At 37.5% G+C, this 25431-nt stretch carries 23 protein-coding genes, 4 tRNA genes and 2 pseudogenes; 12 read left to right on the top strand and 17 right to left on the bottom strand.

Going from position 1 to position 25431, the window contains the following annotated elements; translation table 11 throughout:
• Positions 1 to 2 precede the first annotated feature (2 nt).
• On the top strand, positions 3 to 1247 hold the full coding sequence (locus tag H2677_RS10585) for an NADH:flavin oxidoreductase/NADH oxidase family protein (RefSeq protein WP_212638505.1): 1245 nt from the start codon (positions 3 to 5) through the stop codon (positions 1245 to 1247).
• Between the two features lie 5 nt (positions 1248 to 1252).
• Here H2677_RS10585 and H2677_RS10580 read toward each other — a convergent pair.
• From H2677_RS10580 to pyrC, 4 genes and pseudogenes are all read right to left on the bottom strand, one after another.
• Positions 1253 to 1935 (bottom strand): annotated as a pseudogene (locus H2677_RS10580) (glutathione binding-like protein).
• A 163-nt stretch (positions 1936 to 2098) separates the two neighbouring features.
• A tRNA-Glu gene (locus H2677_RS10575) sits at positions 2099 to 2174 on the bottom strand.
• Positions 2175 to 2193: 19 nt separating this feature from the next.
• On the bottom strand, positions 2194 to 2859 hold the full coding sequence (gene rnt, locus H2677_RS10570) for a ribonuclease T (protein WP_004912370.1): 666 nt from the start codon (positions 2857 to 2859) through the stop codon (positions 2194 to 2196).
• Complete coding sequence (pyrC, locus tag H2677_RS10565; RefSeq protein WP_212638504.1) at positions 2844 to 3878, bottom strand: dihydroorotase; 1035 nt, start codon at positions 3876 to 3878, stop codon at positions 2844 to 2846. The genes rnt and pyrC overlap by 16 nt, the downstream gene beginning before the upstream one ends.
• 162 nt (positions 3879 to 4040) lie before the next feature.
• Here pyrC and H2677_RS10560 point away from each other — a divergent pair, with 162 nt between their 5' ends.
• Complete coding sequence (locus H2677_RS10560; RefSeq protein ID WP_099948917.1) at positions 4041 to 5303, top strand: GGDEF domain-containing protein; 1263 nt, start codon at positions 4041 to 4043, stop codon at positions 5301 to 5303.
• 60 nt (positions 5304 to 5363) lie between these two features.
• On the opposite strand, the gene H2677_RS10555 is transcribed toward H2677_RS10560, so the two are convergent.
• Positions 5364 to 6563, bottom strand: a complete 1200-nt coding sequence (locus tag H2677_RS10555) for a L,D-transpeptidase family protein (protein ID WP_004912365.1) — start codon at positions 6561 to 6563, stop codon at positions 5364 to 5366.
• A 202-nt stretch (positions 6564 to 6765) separates the two neighbouring features.
• On the opposite strand from H2677_RS10555, the gene hemE reads away from it, so the two are divergent.
• The 4 genes from hemE to H2677_RS10535 all read left to right on the top strand — a co-directional run bounded on the left by hemE (position 6766) and on the right by H2677_RS10535 (position 11296).
• Complete coding sequence (gene hemE, locus H2677_RS10550; RefSeq protein WP_204378876.1) at positions 6766 to 7839, top strand: uroporphyrinogen decarboxylase; 1074 nt, start codon at positions 6766 to 6768, stop codon at positions 7837 to 7839.
• 42 nt (positions 7840 to 7881) lie between these two features.
• Entirely contained in the window at positions 7882 to 8676 is a 795-nt protein-coding gene (locus H2677_RS10545; RefSeq protein WP_212638503.1) for a DUF817 family protein, read from the top strand.
• Between the two features lie 184 nt (positions 8677 to 8860).
• Entirely contained in the window at positions 8861 to 9331 is a 471-nt protein-coding gene (locus H2677_RS10540; protein ID WP_004912357.1) for a DUF3015 family protein, read from the top strand.
• A gap of 84 nt (positions 9332 to 9415) precedes the next feature.
• Positions 9416 to 11296 carry an Lnb N-terminal periplasmic domain-containing protein gene (locus H2677_RS10535; protein ID WP_212638502.1) on the top strand — a complete coding sequence of 627 codons (1881 nt, stop codon included), beginning with the start codon at positions 9416 to 9418 and terminating at the stop codon, positions 11294 to 11296.
• A gap of 37 nt (positions 11297 to 11333) precedes the next feature.
• Here H2677_RS10535 and H2677_RS10530 read toward each other — a convergent pair whose 3' ends face one another.
• The 6 genes and pseudogenes from H2677_RS10530 to trpD all read right to left on the bottom strand — a co-directional run bounded on the left by H2677_RS10530 (position 11334) and on the right by trpD (position 15676).
• Positions 11334 to 11696, bottom strand: a complete 363-nt coding sequence (locus H2677_RS10530) for a cupin domain-containing protein (protein ID WP_004955226.1) — start codon at positions 11694 to 11696, stop codon at positions 11334 to 11336.
• Positions 11697 to 11709: 13 nt separating this feature from the next.
• Positions 11710 to 12258: a GTP cyclohydrolase I FolE gene (folE, locus tag H2677_RS10525; RefSeq protein WP_017397502.1), complete on the bottom strand. Its 549-nt coding sequence runs from the start codon at positions 12256 to 12258 to the stop codon at positions 11710 to 11712.
• 90 nt (positions 12259 to 12348) lie between these two features.
• Positions 12349 to 13038 (bottom strand): Smr/MutS family protein, encoded by a 690-nt coding sequence (locus tag H2677_RS10520; protein WP_212638501.1) that lies wholly within the window; start codon positions 13036 to 13038, stop codon positions 12349 to 12351.
• A gap of 159 nt (positions 13039 to 13197) precedes the next feature.
• Positions 13198 to 13674, bottom strand: a pseudogene (locus H2677_RS16155) (GNAT family N-acetyltransferase).
• A gap of 136 nt (positions 13675 to 13810) precedes the next feature.
• Positions 13811 to 14617: an indole-3-glycerol phosphate synthase TrpC gene (gene trpC / locus H2677_RS10510; protein ID WP_212638500.1), complete on the bottom strand. Its 807-nt coding sequence runs from the start codon at positions 14615 to 14617 to the stop codon at positions 13811 to 13813.
• Positions 14618 to 14626: 9 nt separating this feature from the next.
• Positions 14627 to 15676, bottom strand: a complete 1050-nt coding sequence (gene trpD / locus H2677_RS10505) for an anthranilate phosphoribosyltransferase (protein WP_035338689.1) — start codon at positions 15674 to 15676, stop codon at positions 14627 to 14629.
• A gap of 254 nt (positions 15677 to 15930) precedes the next feature.
• Between trpD and H2677_RS10500 the strand changes: the two genes are divergently transcribed.
• Positions 15931 to 16722 carry an MOSC domain-containing protein gene (locus tag H2677_RS10500; protein WP_212638499.1) on the top strand — a complete coding sequence of 264 codons (792 nt, stop codon included), beginning with the start codon at positions 15931 to 15933 and terminating at the stop codon, positions 16720 to 16722.
• Between the two features lie 83 nt (positions 16723 to 16805).
• Here H2677_RS10500 and H2677_RS10495 read toward each other — a convergent pair whose 3' ends face one another.
• A complete protein-coding gene (locus tag H2677_RS10495) occupies positions 16806 to 18164 on the bottom strand; it encodes an L-cystine transporter (RefSeq protein ID WP_212638498.1) in 1359 nt (452 codons plus the stop codon).
• A 357-nt stretch (positions 18165 to 18521) separates the two neighbouring features.
• Positions 18522 to 19106, bottom strand: a complete 585-nt coding sequence (locus tag H2677_RS10490) for an anthranilate synthase component II (protein ID WP_004912335.1) — start codon at positions 19104 to 19106, stop codon at positions 18522 to 18524.
• Between the two features lie 621 nt (positions 19107 to 19727).
• Between H2677_RS10490 and glnA the strand changes: the two genes are divergently transcribed.
• From glnA to H2677_RS10465, 5 genes are all read left to right on the top strand, one after another.
• On the top strand, positions 19728 to 21143 hold the full coding sequence (gene glnA, locus H2677_RS10485; RefSeq protein WP_005402324.1) for a type I glutamate--ammonia ligase: 1416 nt from the start codon (positions 19728 to 19730) through the stop codon (positions 21141 to 21143).
• Positions 21144 to 21268: 125 nt separating this feature from the next.
• Entirely contained in the window at positions 21269 to 21760 is a 492-nt protein-coding gene (locus tag H2677_RS10480) for a chorismate--pyruvate lyase family protein (protein WP_004955202.1), read from the top strand.
• Positions 21761 to 21775: 15 nt separating this feature from the next.
• A complete protein-coding gene (gene ubiA, locus H2677_RS10475; protein ID WP_212638497.1) occupies positions 21776 to 22657 on the top strand; it encodes a 4-hydroxybenzoate octaprenyltransferase in 882 nt (293 codons plus the stop codon).
• Positions 22658 to 22763: 106 nt separating this feature from the next.
• Complete coding sequence (locus H2677_RS10470; protein ID WP_136695078.1) at positions 22764 to 24104, top strand: prolyl oligopeptidase family serine peptidase; 1341 nt, start codon at positions 22764 to 22766, stop codon at positions 24102 to 24104.
• Between the two features lie 116 nt (positions 24105 to 24220).
• Entirely contained in the window at positions 24221 to 24427 is a 207-nt protein-coding gene (locus H2677_RS10465; RefSeq protein ID WP_004912325.1) for a hypothetical protein, read from the top strand.
• Between the two features lie 18 nt (positions 24428 to 24445).
• Here H2677_RS10465 and H2677_RS10460 read toward each other — a convergent pair whose 3' ends face one another.
• The 4 genes from H2677_RS10460 to H2677_RS10445 all read right to left on the bottom strand — a co-directional run bounded on the left by H2677_RS10460 (position 24446) and on the right by H2677_RS10445 (position 25377).
• Positions 24446 to 24889 (bottom strand): DUF2726 domain-containing protein, encoded by a 444-nt coding sequence (locus H2677_RS10460; protein WP_212638496.1) that lies wholly within the window; start codon positions 24887 to 24889, stop codon positions 24446 to 24448.
• Between the two features lie 56 nt (positions 24890 to 24945).
• Positions 24946 to 25021, bottom strand: a tRNA-Asn gene (locus H2677_RS10455).
• Between the two features lie 196 nt (positions 25022 to 25217).
• Positions 25218 to 25293, bottom strand: a tRNA-Asn gene (locus H2677_RS10450).
• Positions 25294 to 25301: 8 nt separating this feature from the next.
• Positions 25302 to 25377 (bottom strand) — tRNA-Asn (locus H2677_RS10445).
• Positions 25378 to 25431 lie beyond the last annotated feature (54 nt).

Here is a 25431-nt window from a genome sequence, read left to right as displayed (position 1 = left end):
CCATGAGTCAGATTGCAGACAGTATCCAAATTCGCAACACAACATTCAAAAATCGTATTATCAAAGGTGCTATGAGTGAAGCTTTAGCTAATCACGAAGGTCAGCCGAATGATTTACATATTGGATTGTATGAAGCTTGGGCTAAAGGTGGCTTGGGTTGTGCAATCACAGGAAATGTAATGGTTAACATTGCGGCTAAAAATGAGCCAGGTGTCGTTGCGATCGAAACTGAACGTGATTTGGCGAAGTTGCAACAATGGGCTGCGGTAGGCAAAAAATACGGTATGGTACAATTAATTCAGTTGTCACATCCGGGTCGTCAATGTCCAAAAGGATTAAACAAAGAAACAGTAGCACCGTCTGCTGTACCTTTTAGCCCGATGTTAGCAACGATGTTTGGTACTCCACGTGAGTTACGACATGAAGAAATTCTAGATATCATCCAACGTTTCGCTACAGCTGCAGCAGTCTGTGAGAAGGCTGGATTTGAAGGTGTACAGTTACATGGTGCTCATGGTTATTTGATTAGCCAATTTTTATCACCACTAACCAATAAGCGTACTGATGAATGGGGTGGTTCAATTGAGAACCGTATGCGCTTCTTAATTGAAATTTATAAAACCGTTCGCGCTGCGACTTCGGAAAACTTTATTATTTCGGTAAAACTCAATTCAGCTGATTTCCAACGTGGTGGTATTACTGAAGATGATGTGATTGCAGTATTTAAAGCAATTGATGCTGCAGGAATTGATATCATCGAGATTTCTGGTGGTACTTATGAAGCACCTGCAATGGCTGGTGCAAAAGCAGAATCACGCAAAGCAAGCACTATTGCACGTGAAGCATATTTCTTAGAGTTCGCTGAAAAGATTCGTCAGCATGTCACATGTAAGTTAATGGTGACAGGTGGTTTCCGTACAGTCGCAGGTATGAATGCTGCACTGGAAAGTGGTGCATGTGATTTTATCGGGATTGCACGACCATTAGCGGTTGAAACAGATTTAACAGATAGCCTAATTGCAGGTAATGATGTGCGTTATGCTGTAAACCAAATTAAAACAGGCATTCCTTTTGTTGATAAAATGGCAATTATGGAAATCATTTGGTATGCGGCACAATTCAAAGCAATTGGTCAGGGTAAAAAACCAAATCCTAAATTATCACCATTACTTGTTTTCTTGAATTATGCCAAAGGCAATATTAAAGCGGTTGTTAAAGGTCGAGTGAATTCGCGTAAATCGGCATAACTGAATTACCACGCAATCGTCCAATAGGACTGAAACGTAGAAGCAGACCATTGTCCTTTGATTAAAGATTTTTTAAAGGCGGGTCTGTTTTCTATTTGGGCTAAATAACGCTGTATATGTTTAAATTGATGGTCATTTGCCGAGCAAGCCAATAATGGAAACCACATCAAAATATCTGCAACCGTAAATTGATCCCCAGCAAACCATAAATGATCTTTTAAATGCTTATCAATCATGGTCATTTGTTGCTGTAACGATGGATTTAAATAGCTTTGATCAAATCCATATTTTAAAAACTTTGAAACGAAGCGAACAGGAAATGGTGTACGTTGTACAAGCTGGTGAAAAATTTGTTTGAGTAATAGGTCTGGAATAAATGTGGCTTCACAATAATTTTTCCAATAATAAAAACTTTGAAGTTGCGATCCTAATAATTTACTTTGCCCTAATTGAGGGTATAGATAAGATAAGTAATCAATAATCGCTGAAGTTCGGCTAAGATAAAAATTTGTTCTTGATTTATTATTTCAACGGCAGGAAATTTCGATAATTGATGCGGTGAATTTTTCTTTTCATCTAAGTCTGAATGATGGTTGATGACTAATTCGTAGGGAAGTCCTAATTCTTCTAAAAACCAAACGATGCGTTGAGAACGTGAATTTTGTAAGTGGAATAAACGGATTTGCATATTAGGTTTAAATTTATAGTTTTGATCAGTTTTCAGTATAGGGTAGAAAATATTCTAAGGATAATAAAATAGATTTTTCAAAATAATTATTTTTTAGCAGCTCTACGTATAAAAAACTAATAAAAAAGCCACTGTCTAAATGATGCAGTGGCTTTTTTGAATTTGGCGTCCCTACGGGGATTCGAACCCCGGTTACCGCCGTGAAAGGGCGATGTCCTAGGCCTCTAGACGATAGGGACTTCTTGAGGTGGGTGTATATTAGGGCTCTGTCACCAAACTGTCAAGAAGGTGGGGTGATAGTTTGTTCAAAATATAGCAAAACAGTTCTGCTGTCTTTTGCGTATCGTATAAAGCAGAATGAGCTTCTTTACCATCAAACTCAATTCCAGCTTGAATACATGCTCTTGCCAATACAGTTTGTCCAAACATCACCGCGCTAAGCGTGACCGTGTCAAAAACTGAAAAACTATGAAAAGGATTTTGGTTTTTAGTTCCTGAACGTGCGATAGCAGCTTGTAAAAAACCTAAATCAAAGTGTGCATTGTGTCCAACCAGTACAGCATGTGTGCAATGCTGTGCTTTTCGGACTTCATTCAATGATTTAAAAATACGGCGTAAAGCACCGCGTTCATCTTCAGCCATTGCAACACGCATAGGATTGAAAGGATCAATTCCAATAAAGTCTAAAGAACGACGATCGAGATTAGCACCTTCAAATGGATTAATGTGTGCATGAAAAGCAGGACCAGGTATAAATTGTCCCTGTTGATCATAGACAATTGGGATACATGCTATTTCAAGCAAAGCATCCGTTTGTGAGTTAAAACCTGCTGTCTCAACATCGACTACAACAGGTAAGAATCCACGGAAACGTTGACCAATGACAGGAGCTTGATTTTCTTCGTGTGTCACACTTTTCTCCATTGCAGTGTCTTACCTGCATGAAGTGGGATAATTTTTTGACCATCAAGATAATCAAATGATTCTGCAACGGTATTTTCTTCTTTCACCAACGTAATGGTTGATGTATTTCTTGGCAAGCCATAGAAATCAGCACCGAACATACTTGCAAAACCTTCCAAGCGCTCTAACTTACCAACTTGATCAAATGCTTGTGCGTAAAGCTCAATCGCATTTGGTGCACTATAGCAGCCTGCACAACCACAAGCATTTTCCTTGGCATTTTGAGCGTGTGGCGCACTATCAGTACCTAAGAAGAATTTTGGACTACCGCTTGTTGCCACTTCTAATAAAGTTGTTTGGTGTGTTTGACGTTTTAAAATCGGCAAGCAATAGAAATGAGGCTTCACACCACCAACCAACATATCATTTCGATTAAAGAGTAAATGTTGGGGTGTAATTGTTGCAGCTACATTACGATCTTGTTCAAGAACAAAATTTGCTGCATCACTGGTCGTGATATGTTCAAGTACGACTTTGAGCTTAGGGAATTGTTTCAATAATGGAGAAAGAATTTCATCCAAGAAACGTTTTTCGCGGTCGAAAATATCTACATGGTTATGAGTTACTTCACCGTGAAGTAATAAAGGGACTTGGTGTTCTTCAAGTTGTTCAATGACAGCATAAACTTTGCGAATATCACTAACGCCATTATCAGAGTTTGTCGTTGCACCAGCAGGGTAAAGCTTGATTGCATTTACAAATTCTGATTCTTTGATTTTTCTAACTTCATCAGGCGCTGTAAAGTCAGTAAAATAAAGCACCATGCGAGGATCAAAATTTAAGCCTTCAGGTACATGAGCAAGAATACGTTCACGATACGCTACAGCTTCTTCTACAGTTTTGACGGGTGGAACAAGGTTCGGCATACAAATCGCACGTGCGAATTGTTTAGCCAAATCGGGTACTGTGCGTTTTAATGCTAAGCCATCACGTAAATGAGCATGCCAATCATCGGGTTGTAAAAGCGTAATAGTATTCAAGGTGAACTTCAAACTTAAAAATAATACAAATAATAATGCATAAAGTGTGAAAATGGTAACTACAATTACGGATAAGTGGTTAAGCAAAGTGCATGACAAAATGAGAAATTGTGTTATTTTTATCCAGCACAAAAATACATCACCATAAGAAGAGTAAAAAGGATGGAAAATCAATATGATCTTGATGAATTAAGGAGGTCTAAAGAGGATCTAGAGCAGCTTGTTGCTCGACACTATAAAGGTCAAAAAACACAAAAAACTTTACCAGCAAAACTAGAAGAAGATTTCTGGAAATTTAACATTGATCGCACACGTATTAATGCAATTCAATTTTTTGGGCAAGGTGTCATTACTTACACGATTTTTGTCTTATTAATCTTACCTTCTAACTATTTGGTTATTCGTTCCAGTCCTCATTTTATTGTTGATTTTGTTTATAGCATTTTAAGTTTACTCATCGTTGGTGCAGCATTATTTTTATTTTGGACTTTTTCTAGATTTAGAAAATTGAGCCGACTTTTTTATCCAGTTGCTTGCGTTATTGTCTTTTGCACAATTTTCTTTCCATCTTTATTGATGATGAGTGTGTCTAACGTTGTATTACAGAATCAGGCAATGGTACTGATTGCATTTTTGTATATGTTAGGCTTCATTCTGAGTGGAATAAAACCCAATCATATGCTGTGGATTGGAACACTGGCTGCAGTATGTATTTTATTATCCCTCTATTATTTTAATATACCGTGTGATTTTTTGATGCTTGGGCGCACGTTTATAGGGAGCTTGCTCTTAGGTTTTTCTATCAGCATCATGTTGACCTCAAAAGAAAGAAAACTATTTTTAAAAACTAAAATCTCGGAAATAGATGAGAGAATTCTCCGTTTACAAGCATCAGAACTTTTACATTTAAGCCAGCATGATGAATTAACAAAGGTTTCCAATCGACGAACTTTTGAGGAAATGTTTAGTTATTACTATGACATGGCTTGTAAAGAAAATAAGTCGATGTCAGTTCTGTTTATCGATATTGATTATTTTAAAAATTATAATGACTTTTATGGTCACCAAATGGGAGATCAGGTTATTTCATCTATAGCTAAGACCATTAAAAGTTCAATTCGGCACATGGACTTTATTGCGCGCTATGGGGGGGAGGAATTTGTTGTATTACTTCCTGAAACATCGGCTCAAGGTGCTTATGCCGTCGCAACGAATATTTATAAAGCAATTGATCGGCAAATGATTCCTCATGAAAAATCATTAGTTTCAAATCATGTCACGATCAGCTTAGGAATTACGGTATTTAATGGTAATCCTAAAATTAGCCAAGAATTATTGATTCATACTGCTGATAAAGCACTTTATAGAGCCAAACAATTAGGTCGAAATCAAATCTATTATCAGCCACTACCTGTTGTTGAATAATTATAGAATCAAAAAAAGCCGAATCATAAAATTCGGCTTTTTCAATTATGATGATTGGAATTATTCAAGGAATTTTACAGTAACGCCTGAGCGAACTTTGTTACCCAAATCATTTGCATCCCAGTTCGTTAAACGAATACAGCCATGTGAAGCTGTTTTAGAGATTAATGAAGGGCTTGGAGTACCATGAATACCAAATGATTTTTTACTTAAACCAATCCAAATATTACCCACTGGCGCGTTAGGACCTGGTGGTAAAGAAAGAGGTTTAAGGTTATTACCTTGAACAAAGTTAGACGGTGAATAGCTATACCAAGGATTTTTTGCAACGCCGACTACTTTATACGTACCAGTCGGAGAAGGCGTGTCAGTACTACCAATTGTTGCAGGAAATGAAGCAATCATTTGGTTGCGACTGTTGAAAAGATAAAGCTGACGAGCACCTTTATGTGCAACGATTAAGTGAATATCTTCTGGTAAATCATTACGCACATTGGCAACAATAATTTTTTCACCAGCTTTTTTGAAAGTTGCTGTTGGGTTGATCTTTTTCAAGAAGTTTTCATCCATATGAAACTTCTCACCCAACATTTCTGTTACACGTGTGTAATACAAACCTTTCATTTTTGCTTGTAAAGCATAATCAGAAGGAATTGATTCGGCATATGGACCTTTCAAATCTGCTTCTGTAATTGTGTATTCTACATAAGCTGGTTTAGTTTGTTTCGCAACTAATGCATCCCAAGTTTCCTTGGTAAGTTCACCTGTCGGTGTTAAACCATTCATCTGTTGGAAAGATGCAATTGCTTTTAAAGTGTTTTTACCATTTGAGCCATCAATTGCACCAGGAGAAGCATGTGCATTGTTTAGCATTACATGAGCACGCGCATATACCGGAAATTGACCCTTACCAATATTTTCATACCATTCTGAATTGTTCAGACTATCTAAAGTCCAAGTAACTTTTGGTGCTGGAGTTGTATTGGTTGTATCAGGAGTATTTTCTAGTTTTGAAGAAACTGCTGAAGCAACACCTGTGTTTACTTGAGGATCAGAAACTGCATTATCAGCGACACTAGATGCTGGTTGAGCAACAACGCTTGAAGCAGCTGAACGTTCTACTGCTAAAGGATCAATCGGATCTTGAACAGGTGCCGAGATTTTTTTTGGATTTAAAGGTTGCTCAGTTGTTGGGGCAGCAAAAGCAACATTGGCAATAATACAACTTAAACTCATAGCGAGTAATGAGCGAACGAACATGTAATTCAACCTTAAGAATTATTCATATTGAGATATAAGATGTTGCAAGTATTACAGAAAATCAGTGAGCTTGCAGTAGCAGTTTTGTGTCTAAGTAAAAAAATAATGTAGGAAGTCTGAATTTTTGTATGGATTTGGAATTATAAAAATTGGGTTAACTTTGTTATCATGCGTTTCACATGAAAAAATTTAGAGATTGGTAATGACAACGTTGAAAAATGATCGTTTTTTACGAGCTTTGCTACGTGAGCCTGTAGACACCACACCAGTGTGGATGATGCGTCAAGCAGGGCGTTATTTGCCAGAATATAGAGCAACTCGTTCACAAGCGGGTGATTTCTTATCTCTTTGTAAAAACACTGAATTTGCTTGTGAAGTTACTTTGCAACCGTTGCGCCGCTATGATTTGGATGCTGCGATTTTATTTTCTGATATTTTGACGGTTCCAGATGCGCTTGGATTGGGTTTGTATTTTGAAACAGGTGAAGGTCCAAAGTTTCATAAAACAGTACGGACAGAGCAAGATGTTGCTAACTTGCCGAAATTAAATTCAAAGTCTGATTTAGCCTATGTGATGAATGCTGTGTCCACGATTCGATCTGCATTAGGTGGTCAGGTCCCTTTAATTGGGTTCTCTGGAAGTCCTTGGACTTTAGCAACTTATATGGTTGAAGGAGGCTCAAGTAAAGAGTTTCGTTTCACTAAAAATATGATGTACGCGCAACCAGAAGTGTTACATGCATTACTTGATCATCTTGCAGATTCAGTAATTGATTATTTGAATGCACAGATCGATGCAGGTGCGCAAGCGATTCAAATCTTTGATAGTTGGGGCGGAGCACTTGCACATCGAGAATATGTGGAATTCTCATTGAATTATATGACAAAGATTATTGCAGGGCTTCAACGAGAAAAAGATGGTCGCCGAATTCCGATTATTGTCTTTACCAAAGGTGGTGGGCAATGGTTAGAGACGATGCTAACTACAGGTGCAGATGCATTTGGCTTAGATTGGACCACACCTCTTTATACTGCACGTGAAGTTGTAAATGGTCGTGCAGCATTACAAGGAAATCTAGATCCAGCTGTGCTTTATGGATCAGCAGCATCAATTGAAAAATCTGTAAAAGCGATGCTCGATGACGCTTATAAAAATGGTGAAAAAACAGGATATATTGCAAATCTTGGTCATGGTATTACTCAATGGGTTGATCCAGCTCAGCCGAAGATCTTTGTAGATACTGTCCATGCGTACAGCCAGAAATATTTAGGTTAATCCCTTCGAATTTTTAATGATTAAATTGATTAGGATCATTTCGTGCATTTGATTGGATTAGCTTTAAATTTTGGGACTAAGGCAGCTTCGGCTGCCTTATTTGGGTTGTTACTTTTAATCGCTTTTGCAGTAACAGCACCGATGGGAAGCCAAGAATATTATGGTTTCTTCCGTTATGATTATCTATTTTTTTATGCATTGAGCATTCAAGTCTGCCTAATCTATTTAAAGTTAGAGTCTTGGGCAGAGGCAAAAGTGATTGCTTTGTTTCATATCATGGCAATGGGGATGGAAATTTTCCTAACCCATCCAGCAATTGCCTCTTGGCAATATCCACAACCTGCAGTATTCAAACTATTAACTGTGCCTCTATTTGCGGGTTTTATGTATTCAGCTGTAGGTAGTTTTTTTGCTCGTTCATTGAGATTATATAAAGTTTCTTTTGAGAACTTGCCAAGATTTTCAAATATGCTGTGTTTGGCAGTTTTATCCTATTTAAACTTTATGACTAAGTTTTTTATTCCAGATTATCGGTTGGTTCTATTTGCATGGAGTATCATTATTTTCTGGAAAACAAAATTATATTTTCAGTTAAGCGATTCGCGGTTCAAAGTGCCGATGCTTCCAATATTACTTTTACTTGCATTTTTGATTTGGATTGCTGAAAACATTAGTACATTTTATAAAATTTGGCTGTATCCAAGCCAAGTTGATGCTTGGCATATGGTCGGATGGGGGAAATTGGGGTCTTGGTATTTATTATTACTCTTAAGTTTGGTTTTGGTATTAAAAATCTTAGGAAAACGAGATAAAAAAGGAACTTGGCAGTTAAACTAGCTCAAGAGTTAAGTTTAAAATGAAGTGATTATTAACTTCTATATAAATATTTCAACTTTATTTCAAATTTTATTTGCTAAAAAAAGCTAACCTCGTTATTTTAATTCACGTGCGTATAGATTTAATGCTAAGCACGATAGTGATAACAAATACCAATAAATAATTGATACTGGAGATCTTTCCTATGTTAAAAAAAATTGCATTAGCAGCTTTGTTAGCAGCTGGTTCAAGTGTAGCTATGGCAGACAATGATGTTGGTTGTGGTGCTGGTACACAAATTTGGGCAGGACAAAAAGGTATTGCACCTAAAATCCTTGCTGCAACTACAAATGGTATTTTTACTAACCAGTTATTAGGTATTACTTTCGGTACTTTAGGATGCCGTCAAGGTGGAACTGTTACGGCTCAAGTCGTTACATTTACAAATGAAAATGCTGAATCTTTAGCGCGTGATATGGCTGTAGGTCAAGGTGAAAGCTTAAACGTACTTGCTGAACTTATGCAGATCAAAGCAACAGATAAAGCGCGTTTCTTTGCTGTTTCTAAAGCAAATTTTGCTGAAATTTACTCAAGCAAAAATAAAAATACGCTTCAAGTTTTAGATTCTTTACAAAGTGTAATGGCGAAAGACGCTGTACTCAAAGCTTACGTTTAATACGTTTGAATATAAAACCCTGTCTTAATGGCAGGGTTTTCTTATAGATAAATTATTCTTAATAATCTTAAAATTTGCGACTGAATGAAATTAATAACTTGCACCATTACTACTTTAATGTGCCATTTTGCACATGCTTCAGTTGAAACCGATATACAAAATTATTTGAAGATTGCTGAGCAGAAACAACTGCACCAAGACATCACATGGCAACGCCTAATGTATGCTGATCAATCGCAAAAAAGTGAGGTTTCATATGATGGATATTTTTATGCAAAAGATGGAAAAAATAATTTAAAAAATGAATTACAAGCTGATGTAAAAGCTTTATTTATTAATTCAGCTGAGAATCAATCGATTCGTTGTAAATTTCCTGCTCGTAGTCGTTGGTTGATCAAACAACTCAATATTGATACCGAAAAGCTTCCAATCGTCAAGTGTCCTGAGTTTGATCAATGGATTAATCAAATTAAACCTTATAGAGCCACGTTGATTTATGCAACTGACTTTATGGGGAATCCAAGTTCGATGTTTGGGCATACCTTACTACGTTTAGATCCTAAAGATCAGAAACAGCTGAATTTAGTTTCATACGCAGTAAACTATGCAGCGACAGTCAGTGGTGAAGATAATTGGTCATATGCTTGGAAAGGTCTAACAGGGCAGTATCCTGGTGAATATTCTTTAATGCCTTACTATCGTAAAGTAAAAGAGTATGGTGACTTTGAAAGTCGTGATTTGTGGGAGTACGAGTTAAATTTAACTCCTGAAGAGACTCGTTTCTTAGTCGAACATATTTGGGAAATGCAACATGTGAGTTTTCCTTATTATTTCGTAAGTGATAATTGTGCATATCGTTTGCTTGGATTAATTGATTTAGTTCGTCCGAACTTAGACTTAAAAAAACAATTTAATTATGCTGCAATTCCGATTGAAACGTTAAAAGCAGTTGATCAACAAGACTTAGTCAAAGAGGTGGTCTATCGTCCAGCCTTGGAAACTCAATTATTATCACAAGCAAAACAACATGGTACACCACTGGCTAAAGTTGCCCATCAAATTGCATTTCAAGATGTGGAAAAAGCTCAACCTTTATTAGAGAAATTTAATCAACACGATCAAGCAAAAATCTTAGAAATGGCATATGACGATTTGTATCTGCAATATATCAGTCGTCAGGTTGATGCAGACTTTGCACAGCCGCAGCTAAGACAACTTCTTGCTGAGAGAAGCCAAATTGATGTTGAAAAGCAACGTCAAGAGCCTGAGCGTCCTAAAAAGCAACCTGTTGAAGGACACCATGCGCGAAATCTATCTGTAAATGTCGGTGAACTACAAGGAAAGAAGTTTATCGAGTTAGGACATCGTCAAGCTTACCATGATCTGATTGATCCTCAAGGTGGTTATCGTTTAGGTACTCAATTATTGTTTTTAGACGGCAATATTCAATATCGTGATGATCAACTCAAGCTCGAACATTTAGATTTATTGACTGTAAATTCGTATAACCCTATTCAGCCATTTAAATCACCCATTACTTGGGGATTTAATTTAGGTTGGAAACAAGAAGCTCTAGATCAAGGAAATTTTAGTGATGATCAGCAGCATGGTGTTATGAACCTAAATATGCAGGTCGGCTACAGCTTAGCCGATTATGATCGTCGACATTTGTGTTATGCCCAAATGCAAAGCCATATTCAAGGTGGTCGTTCGCTCGATAAAGGTTGGCGAGTTGGTGTAGGACCAACAGTTGGGTGTATGAATATCTGGACGGATACGATTAATAGTGTTGTGCAAATTGAATTGCCGTATTGGGAAGATCAAAGTCAGTGGAATCTAAGAGTAGGCTCTCAATTCCAATATAGTTTAAATTCAAATAATGCTTTAAGGTTGAATTGGAACTTCGAACAGCAAGATCATAAAGACTGGAGTAAAGTTGGGTTGGGCTATGTTTGGTTCTTCTAATATTAAATTTTAAAGAGTTTGATAGATTAAAAATCTATCAAACTTCAACAATAACAAAGTATTTTTTTACAGTTTCAATCACTTCAAATGTACCCACAAATGCAGGTGGGATAATACCTGCTTGACCCGCAGAAACTTCAATATATGAATCTGTTTTGGCATCATGAATACGAACAACGCCCTCAATGACTTGAAAGAACTCTTGTTTATTATCGGCAAACTGAATGTTCCAAGCACCCACTTCACATTGCCAAATTCCACATCCCATATGTGGGTGTGTATATAAGTCATAGGTAAGACGTTGTGGATTGCCCTTAACCAAACGGTCAGGCCGAGGATAATCAATGCTGGCTTCAGATTGAATTAACTCACCAAAGCCTGCTAATTGGATTGAAGACATGACAATGCTCTGATTAATAACTTTCAGGGACAGCGCTTAAAAACTCACGACGTGCATCTTTGTCCGTTTTAAAATCACCCACAAAAGAAACAGTACGAGTGGTAGATTCTTGCTTACCAACACCGCGCATCATCATACACATATGTGCAGAATCGATCACTACAGCCACACCACGTGCTTGTGTCACCTCGGCAACAGCTTCAGCAATTTGTTGTGTTAAGTTCTCTTGAATTTGCAAACGGCGCGCAAACATTTCTGTAATGCGTGCAAACTTAGATAAACCTAAAACCTGACCTTCAGGTAAATATGCAATGTGGACACGACCGTAAAAAGGGAGCAGATGATGTTCGCAAAGTGAATAAAACTCAATATTTTTAACCAATACCATTTCATGGTTATCGGATGGAAAAACCGCACTATTTGTAACTTCTTCAAGTGTTTTACTATAACCAGAAGTTAAAAAAGAAAAAGCTTTAGCCGCACGCATAGGCGTATCTTTGAGGCCAGGACGATTCAAATCTTCGCCAACGGCAGTTAAGATATTTGCGTACGATTGCTGCATAGACATAACAATGTTCACTTAGGTGGGTTGAACAAAACGGGAATTGTATCAGAAAACGATTCAAAAACTTAATTTTGAGTCAAATGCCGATTATTGTTTGTACTTTGGATTCTTTTCTGCACGTTTTAGTAGCACGAGAACAGCACCCGTACCACCTTGATTTTCAGGTGCACTGACAAAGGCAAGTACATCACGATGTTGTCTAAGCCAGCCATTTACATAGGTTTTTAAAATCGCTTCAGGACCTTTACCATGAACAATTTTGATGACATTTTGATTTTCGCCTTTAGCCATCTGAATGATTTGTAAAACTGCGGCGCGTGCTTGCTCGACAGTACAACCATGTAAATCTACAGCTTCAAACCAACGAATTTTACCTGCTTTTAAGTCTTCAAATACTTTGTGCTGTAAAGTTGCAATTCGATAGCTTAATGCAGCTTGGCTTGCCACAGGATTTAAAATCGCTTGAGTATCTGAAATCTCAGTGAGTTCCTGTTCGGCGCTACCTTCAGCTGCTGCACGTTTTGCAAGAGTTTGCGCATCAATTTTTTTTACGCGTTTTGGTTTGATTTGTGCAATGTTACCATTATCAATTGGCTTTACGCCTGTTAAGGCTTTTTTAAAAAGCTCAGTATCTTCCATTTCTTCTTCAACAGCTTGAGATTTTTTCATCTCTGCTTGTTTAGCAAGATTGCTGGATTGAGGATTTGAGATTTGCTTTTTAAAAGCTTTCAGTAAATTAAACTGATCTTTAGAAAGCGAAGAATCATTTTTACTCATAATTTTAAGAAAATATGTAAGATACGAGAGGGATGGAAAATTATAGTCTGAAACTGTGTTGATTTGAACTGAATCAGATTTACATAATTTTTTTGATCAATGAAAGCTTGGTAGTGGTCTATTCTAAAAACAATGATTGATTATCTAAATCATCTTATTTCATATTGATGGTTTATATAGCCTATATTTTATAAAAAGTTCACCACTAAGCATAATTTCACTTTCCAGCTCAAATCCTAATAAATAAACCCCTTTAAATTTATTTCTTGTAGGGGGTAATAAGATCGTGATTGATTCCATCCCCATTTCATTAAATGCTATTCTTATAATTTCATTAAAGATTTTCTTGCCGAATCCCCAGTATTGAGGGTGTAACACTAGTGCTAAATCAGCATCTCAATCTTCATATTGTAAGCCACCCCAACCTGCAAATTTATTGTCGACTAGAAATGCCCAGGGACCATAACCATGGTCTTGCCATTGTTTTTCTTTTCCTTTAACCCAAGCGAGACATTGTTTTTCATCAAATAGGCTATCTTTAGCCAAAGGCATATGTTTGAGCACTCGGTCGTTAGTTAGTAACGAAATAATGTCAGCGATTTCAATATTACTTAGATGACAAAACTCAATATTCAATGTTTATTCCTAAAAATATGAATGGTTCTTTATTATAAAATTTAAATGATTATTCATAATTATTCTTTTTCAAAATAAGATTGAGATATGAAAAAAGCCCAATCATAAGAATTGGGCTTTGCATTGAGCTATAAATTTAAATTTGCTCAGGCTTTCCAAACAATGCTGCAAATGCTTGATCTGGTTTAGGCTGTTTCATAAAGCTCTCACCAACTAGGAAAGTATGAATATCATTTTCCTGCATCATTTGGACATCAGCAGGAGTGGCGATACCACTTTCAGTGACTAAAACACGAGAAGCAGGCAATAATTTCTTTAAACGCAATGATGTATTTAAATCGACATCAAATGTTTTAAGGTTGCGGTTGTTCACACCCAAAATACATTGCTCAGAAAGTTTTAGCGCACGTTCCAATTCATATTCATCATGTACTTCAACCAAAACATCCAACTGCTGTTCAAATGCTGTTTTAGACATTTCCTCAAGCTGTTGATCCGATAAACATGCCACGATTAATAAAATACAATCGGCATGTAAAGCTCTTGCTTCAACGACATTATAGGGATCAATCAAGAAATCTTTGCGTAATGCAGGCAGGGCACAGTGATTGCGTGCAATCGCAATATTTTCATCTGCACCTTGGAAGAAATCTACATCGGTCAGAACAGATAGACAGGCTGCGCCAGCTTGTTCATATTGTTGAGCAATTTCAGCGGGACTAAAATCTGCACGAATCACGCCTTTTGACGGTGATGCTTTCTTGATTTCAGCAATTACAGCGGGACGTTTGTGTTGTAAAGCATTCGCAAAACCACGAACAGGTGTTGCTTCTTTTGCCCACTGTTCTACATCATGCAAACTACGTTGTTTTAAACGTGCAGTAAGCTCCTCATGTTTGCGGTCAACAATTTTACCTAAAATGGTATTTTGAATATCGATCATGAGAAGTCCTTAGTCAGCCTGATATTGTTTCAATGTTTTAGTAAATTCAGCCAAGATACTCATTTTTTCCAAGGCTTGACCGCCATAAAGAATATCTTGAGCGAGTTCAACTGCTTGTTTATATGTTTTAGTCATGCCAGCCACGTAAATACCAGCACCAGCGTTCAAAGCAATCATATTTGCTGCTTTTTCACCAATTTCAGATTTATCTCGACTCAAGGCATCCTTGATCAACTTTAAGCTTTCTTCTGAGCTATTTACCACTAAACCTGTAAGGGTTTGCGATGGGATACCTACTTCATCAGGTGTAAGTGTCCATTCAGTGATTTCACCATCTTTAAGTTCAGCTACAGTAGTTGGCGCAGCAAGACTGATTTCATCTAAACCATCTTTAGAATGTACAACCATTACATGTACTGCACCGAGTTGTTTTAAAACTTCTGCGATTGGTCGGCAAAGTTCATCTGAGAACACACCTATGACGAAACGATTGACACCAGCTGGATTGGTAAGAGGACCGAGTAAATTAAAAATACTGCGAATACCTAGCTCACGACGTGGAGCAACCGCATAACGCATTGCTTTATGATGATTTGGCGCAAATAGAAAACCTACACCAATTTCACGGATGCAACGTTCAGTTTGCTGCATATCCAAATCAAGTTGGATACCCATCTGTTCAAGTACATCAGAGGAACCAGATTTACTCGATACACCACGATTGCCATGTTTCGCAATGGTTGCACCAGCGGCAGCAATTACAAAACTAGATGCTGTAGAGACGTTAAATAAATTTTGACCATCGCCACCTGTACCAACAATATCAACCAAATGTGGAATATCACTGACATCAATTTTAATCGCAAACTCACGCATGATACGCGCAGCCGCAGTTATTTCATCAATACTTTCACCCTTCATACGCAAGCCCATCATCAATGCGCCAATTTGTGCATCAGTTGCTTCACCTTGCATGATACTGCGCATTACATCTTCCATTTGAGGTTGGGTAAGATGAATATTTTTAGTAATGTGATTCAGTGCCTGTTGGATATTCATAGTCATGAGTTACAGCATTAGGATTGATTAAAATTTGAAAATAACCTGATTTGGTCGCAATTGGTTCGGTATGACGAAAGAGTAATACTTGAGCTAAAAGCTAGAGAGTTATGTTATCAGAAAATAAAGTGGATTTTATATGCTTTGAATAAAAAGCTGATGTGCTCTAAATTTAGACATATTGCTATAATTTTCCACTATTATACTTGGTTAATAAAAATTGAATTAATTAATATTTTGATGAGAATGTCGATATGTACGTCAGTCAACTTTTAAATTATCCAGTGAAATCTTGTAAAGGAAATCAACTATCTGAAATGGAGATTGATAGTTTTGGACCAAAGTGGGATCGTAGGTGGATGCTAGTTGATGGCGATGGTCGTTTTGTGACTCAGCGACAAATTGCTGAAATGGGGCAAATAGGAGTTATTGTTTCATCAGACATCATTCGCTTTGATTATCACGCTGAACATATGGAACTCAGTTTAATTGAGGCTCAGGGGTATAAAGACGAACGCCTTGTAACTGTGTGGCAAGATCAGGTAAAAGGAAATCGTATTGATCATCCTGTGAACGATTGGATCAGTGATAAATTAGGCAAAAAAGTACAGTTGGTTTATATGCCACAGGAAACGATTCGCCAAGTCGATCTTGAATACGCACAATTTGGAGATCGTGTAGGTTTTGCAGATGGTTTTCCCTTTTTGATTTTAAGTGAGGCATCTGTCCAATTTCTTTCCGAAAAAGTTGGATATTCATTGGATGTACGACGTTTTAGACCCAATATTGTCATCTCTGGTTGTGAGGCTTTTGCAGAAGACACATGGCAGCAGATACAGATTGATGAAATTGTATTTGATCTAGTTAAACCATGCTCACGCTGTGTCATTCCAACAATTGATCTTAATACTAGTCAAAAGCAACCTGAAGTCATGCAGGCGATGTTGGCTTATCGAAAACAAGGTAATAAGGTCATGATGGGGCAAAATGCATTACATCGTGGAGTAGGTAGTATCCGAGTAGGAGAAGAGGTTAAAATTCTCTGATAAAAATGATTAAATTAAAAAATAATTTGTAATAAAAAAGCCAATCACAAATAGCATGATTGGCTTTTATGACCTGACAAATCTTAATCCTTAGTCACGGTATCTCTAACACCTAGTAGTTGACTTGTTGCTACACCAGCTGTCATAGATCCATTTACGTTTAGCGCAGTGCGTCCCATATCAATTAATGGTTCAATTGAGATAAGTAAAGCGACTAATGTTACGGGTAAACCCATAGCTGGCAATACGATTAAAGCTGCGAAGGTTGCACCACCACCGACACCTGCAACCCCAATCGAGCTTAAAGTCACAATTACGATAAGTTGAGCAATCCATAAGGGGTCTAAAGGGTTGATACCAACTGTTGGTGCCACCATGACTGCAAGCATTGCAGGATATAGTCCCGCACATCCATTTTGACCAATGGTCGCTCCGAAAGAAGCTGAAAAACTAGCAATACCTTCTGGTACGCCCAGTTGTTTTGTTTGAGCTTCAATATTCAGAGGAATACTTGCAGCACTGGATCGGCTGGTAAAAGCAAACGTTAAAACAGGAAAAACCTTTTTGAAAAACTCGATGGGATTGACACGGACAAATAGCAAAATCAACGCATGGACGATGAACATAATCGCAAGACCCAGATAGGATGCGACAAGAAATTCACCTAGTTTCACGATATCAGCAACATTTGCCGTAGCAACCATTTTTGCCATTAATGCGAATACACCATACGGTGTAAATTGCATGACTAAACGAACTAAGCTAATGATTAATGCTTGTAGAGCTTCAATTCCATTTCTAATTCTCTCACCATTGATTGGATCTTTATCCATCAGCTTAAGTGCTGCAACCCCTAAAAAAGCAGAGAAAATTACAACACTAATAATTGCGGTTGGACGAACTCCAGTCAGATCAGCAAAAGGATTTTGCGGAAGTAGCGAAAGTAATAACTTGGGAATATCAAGGTTGGTGACTTGACCGATATAATCAGTTTGAATTGCAGCAAGTCGGGCTGTTTCTTGAGTGCCTTGAACTAAGCCCTCGGCAGTTAAACCAAATAAATTGGTCACACTAATTCCGACAAAAGCAGCAATCGCCGTGGTAAACAATAAAATACCGATAACGAAACTACTTATTTTACCGAGCGAAGTCGTTTGATGTAGTTTGACAACAGCACTCAAAATCGAGATGAAAATAAGTGGCATGATCACCATTTGTAACAGTTGAACATAACCATTACCAACTAAATTAAACCATGTCACCGACTCTGCAATAATCGGACTGTCTGCATAAACCGCTTTTAATACTAGACCATAAATGATACCGACACCCATACCGATGAGCACTTTTTTTGCAAGGCTCCAATCTGGTCGATAAGTAAAAAACAATCCTGCCATGAGCAAGAAAAATACAATAATATTCAATAAAACCAAGGTATTCACAATAAGGCTATCCTGATTGGTATTTCAGGGGGAGATAAATAAAAAATAATATTCAGATTCTATCATCCAGTTACCCTGAAGCTTAATCATTCCTATGACTATAGTTAATCTAAAAAATTAAAAAGGAGTCTAAATTGTCAGAAACCTATGTTTTAATTTTCTTTTGAAAATGCATGAAAAGTTGATTAATTATTGAAAAAGAATGAGTTGTTCTAAATAAATGTTTCTTGTTTGATTTTAATGCTGAAAATTTAACCAGTGTGTATAAGTTATATATTGATTTTATATGTGCAAAATAAAAACAGCCTATTCATAAAATAGGCTGTTTAAAGAATGAGAATTTGTTAATTCTTGCGATTATGCATAAATATCCAAGAAGTTTTTAAAAATCTGATGCCCATGTTCGCTTAAAATTGACTCAGGATGGAATTGGACGCCTTCAACAGGTAAGGTTTTATGCTTCACACCCATAATTTCTTCAATCGTGCCATCTGGTTGATTAGTCCAGCAGGTAACTTCTAAGCAATCAGGCAGTGTTTCTTGTTCAATCACTAGAGAGTGGTAGCGAGTAGCAGCAAAAGGAGAGGGTAAATTACTAAAAATACCTTTATCACTATGGTGCATATCAGATAAACGACCATGCATGACTGTTTTAGCACGGATAATATTGCCACCAAAAGCTTGTCCAATCGCTTGATGCCCTAAACAAACGCCTAGTAATGGAATTTTTCCAGCAAAATGATTGATCGCAGGTATCGAAATCCCAGCTTCAGTCGGTGAACAAGGACCAGGGCCAATCACTAGGTATTTAGGCTGCCATCGTTCGATGTCCTCTAATGTCACTTGATCATTACGAACAACTTTTACTTCTTGATTCAACTCGCCAAAGTATTGAACGATGTTGTAAGTAAAACTGTCATAATTGTCAATCATTAGAAGCATGATTATAACCTTTTGAAAATATGCACTTTATTGTGCTTTTTGGATTCAATTGACCGACCAAAACAATTCAATATCCGTTACTAAGAATATATAAAAATATGTTCAAGATCGTTAGGGTAAATAATCATAGCAAAAACAGAAGCTCAATGTTCAATATTTCTAATTTGGTCGAGTAAGTCGTCAGTTCAAAATGAGCTTATGACACACAAATAATTATCAATATTATTTTAAAATTTAAAGGTTTGATAAAAAAACATGTCGGTGAATCGAAAGTCCAGTGGAATTGATTGGAATGTACTCCAAAAGAATGATATAAAAAGCCAATTTATGCTAATAAATGATGGCGTAATTTAGCACTACAATAGTTCTTTGTTTCATATACTGCACTATTTTGGTTCATTATGTCTTTTTTGGGGACGGGCTGGAATGGAAATGTGTGAATATGGTGCATTTGCGATTGCAAACATTATAGAAGACATAGGACATGGAGCTTAAAGCATTTTTTCTGCAAAGAATTTCAATGTTTTAGGTATGCTTTAAAATTGTTGGTATGATAATTGCTAATTGTACACCAACAACTAACACGCACTTAACAAGTGCATATAAATTTCATTGGAGCAAATGAGCATGGCGAACAAGGTCCTTCAACTCATCAAAGAAAGTGGCGCAAAATGGGTCGATTTTCGCTTTACTGATACTAAGGGTAAAGAGCAACACGTAACTTACCCAGCTGACACGATTGATGAAGATACATTTGAAGATGGTAAAATGTTCGATGGTTCTTCAATCGCTGGTTGGAAAGGCATTGAAGCTTCTGACATGATCTTACGTCCAGATGCTGAAACAGGTTTTCTTGACCCGTTCTTTGCTGAGCCAACTGTTGTTGTGACTTGTGACGTTATTGAGCCATCTACTGGTCAAGGTTATGAGCGTGACCCACGTTCGATTGCTCGTCGTGCTGAAGAATATTTAAAATCTACAGGTATCGGTGATACAGCATTCTTTGGTCCAGAACCAGAATTCTTCGTTTTCGACGAAGTTAAATGGGATATCGATATGTCTGGCGCTCGCCATACACTAATCGCTGAAGAAGCTGCATGGTCTACTGGTAAAGATTACGAAGCTGGTAATTCAGGTCACCGTCCACGTGTGAAAGGTGGTTATTTCCCAGTTCCTCCAGTTGACTCTCACCAAGATATGCGCGCTGAAATGTGTGCACGTATTGAAGACATCATGGGTCCAGGTCGTGTAGAAGTACATCACCACGAAGTTGCTTCTTGCCAATTAGAAATTGGTGTGAGCTTCAATACATTAGTTCGTAAAGCGGACGAAGTTCAACAGTTCAAATATGCAGTTTGGAACGTTGCTCACCAATATGGCAAAACTGCAACTTTCATGCCTAAGCCTATGGTAGGTGATAACGGTTCTGGTATGCACGTTCACATGTCTATCTCTAAAGATGGCAAGAACTTATTTGCTGGTGATGAATATGCTGGTCTATCAGAAATGGCATTGTTCTTCATCGGTGGTGTAATCAAACACGCTCGTGCATTGAACGCAATTACTAACCCTGGTACAAACTCGTACAAGCGTTTAGTTCCACACTACGAAGCTCCGATTATGCTTGCTTACTCAGCACGTAACCGTTCTGCTTCTATCCGTATTCCTTACGTTTCTAGTCCTAAAGGCAAGCGTATCGAAGCACGTTTCCCAGATCCATTAATGAACCCATACTTAGGTTTTGCGGCATTGTTAATGGCTGGTCTTGATGGTATCCAAAACAAGATTCATCCAGGTGAAGCTGCTGACAAGAACTTGTATGACCTTCCTCCTGAAGAAGAAGCAAAAATCCCTACAGTTGCTCACAACTTAGAAATGGCGATTGATGCTCTTAAAGCGGACCACGAGTTCTTATTAAAAGGCGGTGTATTCACTAAAGAAATGTTAGATGCTTACATCGAACTTAAAACTGAAGATGTACGTCGTCTTAACACGACTACTCACCCAGTTGAATTTGATATGTACTACAGCTTGTAATACATCCCAAATAAAAAAAGCTCGCTTCGGCGAGCTTTTTTTATGCTTTTGATTCAATTGAAAGTCATACGCTTTTTATTAAAAAATTCATGTAAACTAGATGCGATGTTTTTAGTGAGCCAAGCATGCGAAATTTACGACCAAACACAATAAATTCAAAGCAGATTCCTAAAGAATTAAAAAAATGGTTGTACGCATCAGGTTCATTAACTCAACAACTTACTGATCTTGCTAGTGGTGATTTTCATGTTGAACGGATTAAAGAGCATTATCAACGTTTAACATTTGCTGACAGTAAATGGATGTTAATGCCTTACCATCATGTTGCTTGGGTACGTGAAACTCATTTATACGGTAGCGAGCGAGAGCCTTGGGTGAAGGCAAAAAGTATTTTCCCGATTCTTAGTCTACAAAAAAAAGCAAGAATATTTAAATATATACGCAATAAGCCAATCGGTTGGTTCTTATTTCAAAGAACTGATCCTCAGTGTGAGCGACGTGTTATTCAACTTGATGACGGCTGGACTAGGCAAAGTTGTTATACATGGCATGGGTGTAAATTTATTGTGCAGGAAACTTTTTTGCCTGCTTTTGAACAGTTTATTCGACAGCATTGACTCTCAGGATTACTCATGGAAACAGTGCAACATATAACATGGCGACAACGTTTAGAAGCCTATTATTATCTATGTAGATTTGATAAACCGATTGGTACGGAATTGGTTTTTTGGCCAACCATGTGGGCGTTATGGATTGCATCTAAGGGCATACCTGATCTTAAGATATTACTAATCATGGCTTTGGGATGCTTATTTATGCGTGCTGCAGGTTGTGCAATTAATGATTTTGCTGATCGTAAAGTAGATGCACATGTAGAACGAACGAAAAATCGTCCTTTAGCCACAGGTGTGATCAAAGCAAAGGAAGCAGTGTTTGTTTTTTTAGCCTTGGTAGTGCTTAGTGCAAGTTTGTTGTTGTTCTTGCCTATAGAAGCATTTTATTGGTCATTTGGAGCGTTATTGTTAGCGTTCATATATCCATTTATGAAACGTTATACGCATCTACCACAAGTTTTTCTCGGTGCTGCATTTTCTTGGTCAATTCCAATAGCATATGCCGCTGTTGGGCAGACCCCAGATTTGACTTGTTGGTTGCTTTATTTTGGCAATTTGGCATGGACTGTAGCATATGACACCCAGTACGCGATCACAGATCGTGAATATGATTTAAAAATTGGGGTCAAATCGACGGCTATTCTATTTGGTCGCTACGATATACAAATTATTGGTGTGTTGCAGCTTGTGAGTTTGGTATTGATCGGCATTGCATTGTATATCGAAAGTCTGCTTGTACCTTTTGGAATAGCTGGATTGATTGTCGTTGCTGGAGATTTTATTTATCAAACAATTAAGACCCTAGATAAGGATCCGCAACTTTGTTTTTGGGCATTTCGTCACAATAGATGGGTTGGAATGATAATTTTTCTAGGAATCTTTTTACAATTAGTGGTTTAAAATGACCAATTAGTTGAAAAGTGTTCTATGCAGAGCACTTTTTTTATGCCTTAATAAAGTCGCATGTAGTTTCGTGCACACAAAAACAAGACTAAAAGGAAATTTTATGAAACGGTCTAAAATTGGATTAGCAATTAGCTTTTCAATCTCTGCTTTATTTCTATCTGCGTGTAATGACAGTAATGATGGTTATTCAAGCAGCAATAAAGATAAAACATATATTTCAGAAAGTAGCTATTCAAAAGATAATTTGACTTTTGCAGCATCGATCAAAGTTATGACCTATAACATGACTAATGTTCAGGGTAAAACAGCAAAAGCGACTGCGATGGTTATGTTTCCTAAAGTTGCTGCACCAAGCGATGGTTATCGTGTAGTGGTATGGGAACATGGAACAGTGGGAGTCGCAGATAGCTGTGCTCCTAGTAATAATGTGCTTAATCCGCGTTTTAGAATTTTAGCTGAGACCCTACTTGCTGCTGGTTATGTGGTGGTTGCACCTGATTACGAGGGTTTGGGTACGGCTGGTATCCATCCTTATCTTAATTTAGCAAGTGAAGCAAAATCTGCTATCTCAGCGATGCAAGCGGTTAAAGATCGTTATGGCACCCAATTAAATGGTGCATGGATGTCAGTAGGGCAATCACAAGGTGGGCAAGCTTCTATTGGTACGGCTGAATATGCAAATGCTGATGTATCTTATAAAGGGGCAGTTGCTGGAGCACCAGCTTCAAGTTTAGGTAAGATTATTCTTGAAGTCGCTCCAGCTGCATTGGCAAACATCGAGCAGGCAGAAGTAGCCAATAATGTTCCGTTAGTAAATCGTGTATCTGTAGATTCTTACGCAACGCTACTGGCATACGCTGCTTTAACGGGTGTTGGTATCAAAGCATATGAACCAAGATTTGATTATCGAGATATTTTCCAAGATCGTGCTAAATCATTAGCAGAGTTTGCTGAAGGTACAACTGGTGAAAATGGTTTATGTCTTGATAATGAAAGTGACCCAAGTGTAAGTCTCATCGAGAAGTTTAAAGCAGATATCATCAAATTTATGACAGATAATCCAGATAAAAAAGTGATGGATTACCCTGGATTAGATACAAACAATTTTAAAACCAATCCAACCGTTCAGAAGTTTTTGGTAGATAACCAGCCTGGAACTAAGCGAATTGATAAGCCTGTCTTAGTTGTACAAGGTACAGCTGACACTAACGTTCCTTTCCCAGTGACTCAGGCATTGGTAGCTAATTTACAGGCATTAGGTTCTGATGAGGTGGAATTAAAACCTGTGCTTAATGCAACACATACCCAAGCGATTGTATGTAAAAACTTAGATATTTATAACTTTATTCAAGCGAAAATGCCTGCTAAGACAAATGTGGTAATTGATCCTGCGAAAATTGATGCAAGCAAAGACCCGCAGTGTACAGGCGTGAGTTCTTAATTATTCAACGATATTGTGATTAGATTTTAGAACTTGTAAATCAAAAAAGAGTCTCATCAGTGAGGCTCTTTTTTGTTATATTGTTGCATCGATTTTGATAGCGCATTTTGAATACTATGAGTCAGAATTCAGTTGAAAAAAAGCAAATCCCATGGGGTTTAATGGCTTTAGGTTTATTGATACCAATATTTATTGTTGGTATGGCTTTTATTGCAGCAAGAAGTGATGCAGAAACAAAACGTAAATATGATCAACAACGTGCTGAGATTGCAAAGAAGTTTGAAGATCAAAAAAATGCTGAACAAGCTAAGAATGCTGAATAAATGCTTATACTATTGTTTTTAAAAACGAATATCCATCTGTAATTGTTTTATGGATGGAATTTCAGTATAGCGAATGACATCATAGCCTGCCTCTTGTAACATTTGATCTCTTTGTTTGTCTTCCTGCTCTTTTCCGAGATGACTCGGATCATCTAATTCAATAATCACAACAACTTTCATATCTTTATTGAGTAGCACGAAGTCGGTAACTTTACGATTAAATTTGCTTCGAATTTTATAATGATCACTAGTAATTAATGCACTAAAAGCCACTTGAGTCAGAACGTGGTAGTGGGGGAAGGCTTGTTTTAATCGAAGGAACATTTGAGTTTCAAATGAACTAATGACTGATCGAGGAAAGAATTTTTGTTTAGTTAGAAAAAAAGGAACAAAGCTAACAAGAAGAATAATACTACTTATGCATCCAATAACTAGGAAAATAGTTTGAAGTAAGTCCAGCATATTCAAATCAATTAGTTAATAAAAAACCCACTCAAAGTGAGCGGGTTTTTAGAATTTGGCTCTCCCACCTGGGCTCGAACCAGGGACCTGCGGATTAACAGTCCGTCGCTCTACCGACTGAGCTATGGGAGAATCTAGGTAGGCATTCTATGCATGAAGCAGATGTAGGTCAAGTGAGTTTAAGCTAAAAAATTTAAATATTGATTTAATTGTATTTTTTATCATCATTTTCTAGATTTTAGCGATAAGGAAATGAAAACTGATTTTATTTGACAGAATTGGGGGGAATAAAAAAGCCTATATCAATGATATAGGCTTTTTTGAATCTTGGCTCTCCCACCTGGGCTCGAACCAGGGACCTGCGGATTAACAGTCCGTCGCTCTACCGACTGAGCTATGGGAGATTAGTAGATGGCTCTCCAACCTGGGCTCGAACCAGGGACCTGCGGATTAACAGTCCGTCGCTCTACCGACTGAGCTATTGGAGAATCTGATGCGCATTTTAGGGATGAATTTCAGATGCGTCAACAAGAATAGTAAAT

Origin of the sequence: Acinetobacter junii, assembly GCF_018336855.1 — a bacterium.
Classification (GTDB): domain Bacteria; phylum Pseudomonadota; class Gammaproteobacteria; order Pseudomonadales; family Moraxellaceae; genus Acinetobacter; species Acinetobacter junii.
Note: the sequence above shows the minus strand (reverse complement) of the source record. Positions and strands in the feature narration are given on the sequence as shown.